The sequence below is a fragment of the Candidatus Dormiibacterota bacterium genome, assembly GCA_036495095.1.
Taxonomy (GTDB): Bacteria; Chloroflexota; Dormibacteria; order Aeolococcales; family Aeolococcaceae; genus CF-96.
The window spans coordinates 1-5,579 of record DASXNK010000051.1 but is presented as its reverse complement, the minus strand read 5'-3'; the positions used below and the strand labels follow the sequence as shown (position 1 = coordinate 5,579).

Below are 5,579 nucleotides of genomic sequence, written 5' to 3'. Positions count from 1 at the left end.
CGTCGACGGCAACCTCGACGACGGCTTCGTGGTCGACGTCTTCCAGACCGGCAGCGGCACCTCGACCAACATGAACGCCAACGAGGTGATCAGCAACCGCGCCATCGAGCTGCTCGGGGGCGAGAAGGGCACCCGCACCCCTGTGCACCCGAATGACCACGTCAACCTCGGGCAGTCGAGCAACGACGCGATCCCCAGCGCCATCCACGTCGCCGCCGCGGTCGAGATCCACGACCGCCTGCTCCCCGCGCTGCAGCGGCTGGAGAGCTCGCTGCGGCGCCAGAGCGAGGAGCTGTGGGAGGTGATCAAGACCGGGCGCACCCACCTCCAGGACGCCACCCCGATCCGCCTCGGGCAGGAGTTCCTGGGCTGGGCGGGGCAGGTCGAGCGGGGACGCCGCCGCGCCGCCGGCGCCCTCGAGGAGCTCACCGAGCTGGCCCTGGGAGGCACCGCGGTCGGCACCGGGGTCAACACCCATCCCCAGTTCGCCCGCCGCGTGATCGAGCGCCTCGGCGAGGCCACCGGGCTGGGGTTCCGCGAGACCGACAACCACTTCCAGGCGCAGTCGCGGCTCGACGGCGTGGTCGCCGCCAGCGCCGCGATGCGGACGATCGCGGTCTCGCTGCACACCATCGCGGGCGACCTCCGGCTGCTCGGCTGCGGGCCGCGCGCGGGGATCGCCGAGATCGCCCTGCCGGTGGTGCAGCCGGGCTCGTCGATCATGCCGGGCAAGGTGAACCCGGTGATCTGCGAGTCGGTGACGATGGTCGCCGCCCAGGTGATCGGCAACGACGCCGCGGTCGCCTTCTCCGGCGCCGCCGGGTCGCTGCTCGAGCTCAACGTGATGATGCCGGTGGCCGCCTACAACCTGCTCCAGTCGATCGGCATCCTCTCGACCAGCGCGGTCAACCTCGCCGAGCAGGCTGTCGACGGCCTCCGGGCCACCGACAACGGCCCCCGGCTGGTCGAGCGGGGGCTGATGACCTGCACCGCGCTGGCGCCGCGGATCGGCTACGACGCCGCCGCCGCGATCGCCAAGGAGGCCTTCGCGAGCGGGCGCACCGTCCGCGAGGTGGCCCGCGAGCGCACCGACCTCGGTGAGGACGAGCTGACCGAGCTGCTCGACCCCGTGCGGATGACCGAACCCGGTTAGGACCGGGGGCTATACTGCGCCGCCATGACGATCGACGAGATCAGGACGGTGTGCGTCATCGGCGCGGGCACCATGGGCAGCCAGATCGCCCACCAGGCCGCCCTCGGCGGCTACCCGGTCCAGCTGTACAGCCGGTCCGCGGAGCGTCTCCAGTCGGCGGTGAACGGCACCGCAGCGCTGCTGCGCAAGCGCGTGGACCGGGGGAAGCTGGACGCCGACGAGTGCCAGCATGCGCTCGACCGGGTCACCACCTCGACCGACCTCGCCGAGGCCGCCGCGGGCGCCGACCTGGTCATCGAGACCATCGCCGAGGACCGCGACGCCAAGCGCGCGATCTACCCGCAGATCAACCAGGCGGCGCCCCCCCACGCCATCCTCGCCAGCAACTCCTCGACGATGCCGTCCTCGTTCTTCGCCGACCAGGTGAGCGACCCGACGCGGCTGCTGAACATCCACTTCTTCAACCCCGCGCTGGTGATGCAGCTGGTCGAGGTGGTGCGCGGCCCGCACACCGGCGACGAGGCCGTCGAGACCTCGATGGAGTTCGTGCGCCGGGTGGGCAAGACCCCGGTGCTGGTGCGCAAGGAGACCTACGGCTTCATCGCCAACCGCATCCTCTTCATCGCGATGCAGGAGGCCTTCAAGCTCGTGGAGGCCGGCTACTGCACCATGGAGGACTGCGACCTGGCGGTGAAGAACGGGCTCAACTGGCCGATGGGCCCGTTCGAGCTCGCCGACCTGGTGGGCCTCGACGTCACCAGGGAGATCCTCACCCAGGGTCACCTGCAGACCGGGGAGGAGCGCTGGGCGCCGACGCCCATCCTCAGCGACCGGGTCGCGCGCGGCGAGCTCGGACGCAAGACCGGCAAGGGGTTCTACGAGTCCAAGCGGTAGCGCTGCGATGCCGATGTTCGAGGCGCTGCAGCAGCTCTTCGCCGCCACCCGGGTGCGCCGCGAGCCGATCCCGTACGTGATCTGCCGGCTCCAGCCGGGCACCCCGCTCGAGCCGGTGGTGCGGCTGCAGCCGCCCCCGCTCTGCGTGACCGTCGAGCCCGACGGAGCCACCGTCTTCCTCCCCGAGCCCGAGCTGCCCGTCCTCGAGGCGGCGGTGCCGGTGACCGAGCACCACGGCCCCTGGACCGTCTTCGGCCTCTACGCCCCCTTCGACTTCGGCGTCACCGGCTACCTCGCCCAGGTCTGCGAGGCCCTCGCCGCCCGCGACATCCCGGTGCTCTCGCTGGCAACCTACCGCCGCGACTACATCCTCGTCCCCGGCGAGCGCAGCGACGAGGCCGAGGAGGCGCTCGCGGCCCTCGTCCTCGCGGGCACGGGGTAGGTCTTCAGCCGGACGCGGGTGGACACGGGACACCACGCCGGATGCTTCAAACAGTCCTCGCGCGCCTCCGGGCTTCGCCCTGCGGCGTGCTGCGGAACTCGCTCCGTCATGGTGTCCCACATCCACCCGCTGGTGCGAGCAACTCGGCCCGCTGCGGGGAGGGGGCTCGCTGAGCTGAGAGCGACGGGGCTCAGGGGGGCGTATTGAGCCGTATACCCCCGCGGCGAAATCCGAGGCGAGTCGATCGCGAAGCGATCGCCGCCGTCCCCCCTGAGCCCCGTCGCCCGGCCACCGGCGCCCATTGAGCGGCTCAGGGCGCGAGACCCAGGGCGACCAGCACCTCCGCGACGCCGGCATCCCCGGCGGGGGCGCAGAGGGCGTCGGCGTGGACGAGGAGGCGCTCGGGGGCGCCCTCGACGGCGACCGCGAAGCCGGCGACGCTGAGCATGTCGGAGTCGTTGGGGGCGTCGCCGACCGCCACCACGCGGTCGAGGCCGATGCCGAGGCGGTCGCAGAGCCGGGTCAGGGCGCGCCCCTTCGAGGCCACGGGGTTGGTGATCTCCACGAACTGGGGGAGCGAGCGGGTGACCAGCGCCTCGCCGTCCAGGCCCGCCCGCATCGCCGCCTCGCAGCGGGCGGCGCCCTCGGGGTCCTCGACGACGCAGACCACCTTGGTGCTGCCGCGGCGGAGCACCGGCACCAGGTCGTCGACGAGGTGGATCTGCACCTGGGCGATGCGCGAGTAGAGGTGGGCCTCGGGGCGGTCCTCCTCGCAGAGCAGCAGGTCGTCCTGGTACGCCTGGTAGTGCCAGCCGCCGGCGCGGGCGATGTCGAGGGCGCGCTCCGCGGCGGCGGGCGACACCGGGTCCTCGAAGAGCACCGGGCCGGCCTCGGCGCCGTCGCCGCCGGGCAGGTCGCGCACCAGCGCTCCCTGGTAGCAGAGCAGCGGGGCGGTGACCCCGAGCTCGCGCGCCCAGGGCAGCGCCGAGCGATACATCCTCCCGGTGGCGACGACGACGACGGTGCCCCCGGCGACGGCGGCGCGGACGGCGTCGCGGGTGCGCCGGGCGAGCCGCTGCTGCTGGTCGAGGCAGGTGCCGTCGAGGTCGAGGGCGACCAGCAGGGGGCGCTGCGCCGGCCGCGGAGCGCCGGCGGCGGCGATGTGGGGCGGGGTCACAGGGGCGGCGGCGCCGCTCCGGCCCACGCCTCCGGGTTCACGCAGTGGGGTGGGAGCCGGCCCTCCAGGGCCGCGACCGCATTGGCGGCGCACATCCCGGCCATCGTCGAGCGGGTGCGGACCGTGGCGCTGCCGAGGTGGGGGGCGAGCACCGCGTTGCGGCACTCGGTCAGCCCGGGCGCGAGCCGGGGCTCGTGCTCGTAGACGTCGAGCCCGGCGGCGGCGATCCAGCCCTCGCGCAGCGCCCGGACCAGCGCCGCCTCGTCGATCACCGCGCCGCGGGCGGTGTTCACCAGCACCGCGGTGGGCTTCATCCGCCGCAGCGCCGCCTCGTCGATGAGATGGTGGGTCGCGGCGGAGAGGGGCACGTGGAGCGAGACCACGTCGGCCTCGCCGAGCAGGCGGTCGAGGGGCATCGCGGTCACCCGTCCGGCGAGGTCCTCGGGCGGGGGAGCGCCGCGGTGCTCGGTGTGGGCGATGCGCATCCCGCAGGCGAGCGCCCGCCGCGCCAGCGCCTGGCCGATGCGGCCGAAGCCCACGATCCCGAGCAGGGCGTCGTGGAGGTCGAGGCCGAGCATGAACTCCGGCTCGACGCCGTGGAAGCCGCCGGCCCGGGTCACGGCGTCGCCCTCGCACAGCCGCCGGGCGGCGGCGAGGATCAGGCCGAGGGCGCAGTCGGCGGTGGCGTCGCTGAGCACCCCGGGGGTGTGCCCGACCACCACCCGGCGCTCGCTGGCGGCGGGGATGTCGACGTTGTCGAAGCCCACGCTGAACAGGCTGACCGCGCGCAGCCGGGGCAGGCCGGCGTCGAGGACGGCGGGCGTGACCGGGTCGCGGAGCTGGGCGCAGAGCACGTCGACGCCGCCGGAGAGCTCGGCGGCGAGCTCCTCCGCGCCCGGGCTCCGGCCCAGCACCCGCACCTCGGCGGCGGCGCCGAGCAGCTCGGGAGCGGGCGCGGGCAGGGGCAGGGTGCAGAGGACGACAGGGGCCATCCCCGCTTTATACGCGACCCGGGAGCGGCCCCGATCACGTGTTCGGGCAGCTGTGGTACTCTCGTGTGGTCTTGCGCCAACGCTCCCGCCTGCGGCCCAACCGGCCGCCCGTCGCGAGACCCCGTCCCCTCGATGAGGACAGGGTCGCGACCTCTGATCCCGAACCTCGCGTCCGCTTTGATGCCCTTGGCCTCAGCGACCCGGTGATGGAGGCCGTGCGCGCCATGGGCTTCACGGAGGCGACGCCGATCCAGGCCCGGGCGATCCCGCCGGGGCGCGATGGTCGTGACGTCATCGGCCAGGCCCACACCGGCAGCGGCAAGACCGTCGCCTTCGGCGTCCCCATCGTCGAGCGCAGCGATCCCAACGGCCCGGCGGTCCAGGCACTGGTGCTGTGCCCCACCCGTGAGCTCTGCGTCCAGGTGCACGACGAGCTCACCCGTCTCGGCGGTCCCCGGGGCATCCGCTCGATCGCGATCTTCGGCGGCGAGGCGATCAAGCGCCAGCTCGACCTGCTGCACACCCACCCGCAGGTCGTGGTCGCCACCCCCGGCCGTCTCCTCGACCACTGCAACCGCGGCACCATCTCGCTCGCCGGGGTGCGCATCGCGGTGCTCGACGAGGCCGACCGGATGCTCGACATGGGCTTCGCCCCCGACGTCGAGCGCATCCTCCGCCAGTGCCCCACCGACCGCCAGACGCTGCTCTTCAGCGCCACCGTGCCCGACTGGGTGGCGCGGCTCAGCAGCAAGTACATGCGCGACCCGGAGCGGATCACGGTCAGCGACACCCCGGAGATCGCCTCCGACATCCGGCAGCTCTACCTGCAGACCAGCTGGGCCGACAAGGTCGACGCGCTCTGCCGCATCCTCGACCAGCCCGACCTCACCATGGCGCTGATCTTCACCGAGACCAAGCGAA

The 5,579-nt window shown here is 73.5% G+C and carries 6 protein-coding genes; 4 read left to right on the top strand and 2 right to left on the bottom strand.

From position 1 onward, the window contains the following. From VGL20_05555 to VGL20_05545, 3 genes are all read left to right on the top strand, one after another. Positions 1-1,153: class II fumarate hydratase (locus VGL20_05555; protein ID HEY2703137.1), on the top strand; the 1,153-nt coding region annotated here is incomplete at its 5' end. 24 nt (positions 1,154-1,177) lie between these two features. Continuing rightward, on the top strand, positions 1,178-2,047 hold the full coding sequence (locus VGL20_05550) for a 3-hydroxyacyl-CoA dehydrogenase family protein (GenBank protein ID HEY2703136.1): 870 nt from the start codon (positions 1,178-1,180) through the stop codon (positions 2,045-2,047). Between the two features lie 7 nt (positions 2,048-2,054). Further along, the gene (locus VGL20_05545; GenBank protein HEY2703135.1) at positions 2,055-2,489 is read left to right on the top strand and encodes an ACT domain-containing protein; all 435 of its coding nucleotides are present in this window, start codon (positions 2,055-2,057) and stop codon (positions 2,487-2,489) included. A gap of 310 nt (positions 2,490-2,799) precedes the next feature. On the opposite strand, the gene VGL20_05540 is transcribed toward VGL20_05545, so the two are convergent. Both VGL20_05540 and VGL20_05535 read right to left on the bottom strand, forming a co-directional pair. Continuing rightward, positions 2,800-3,666: an HAD hydrolase family protein gene (locus VGL20_05540; GenBank protein ID HEY2703134.1), complete on the bottom strand. Its 867-nt coding sequence runs from the start codon at positions 3,664-3,666 to the stop codon at positions 2,800-2,802. Next, positions 3,663-4,658 (bottom strand): D-glycerate dehydrogenase, encoded by a 996-nt coding sequence (locus VGL20_05535; protein ID HEY2703133.1) that lies wholly within the window; start codon positions 4,656-4,658, stop codon positions 3,663-3,665. The genes VGL20_05540 and VGL20_05535 overlap by 4 nt, the downstream gene beginning before the upstream one ends. A gap of 206 nt (positions 4,659-4,864) precedes the next feature. Between VGL20_05535 and VGL20_05530 the strand changes: the two genes are divergently transcribed. Then, the coding region (locus VGL20_05530; GenBank protein ID HEY2703132.1) for a DEAD/DEAH box helicase at positions 4,865-5,579 on the top strand (715 nt) is incomplete at its 3' end.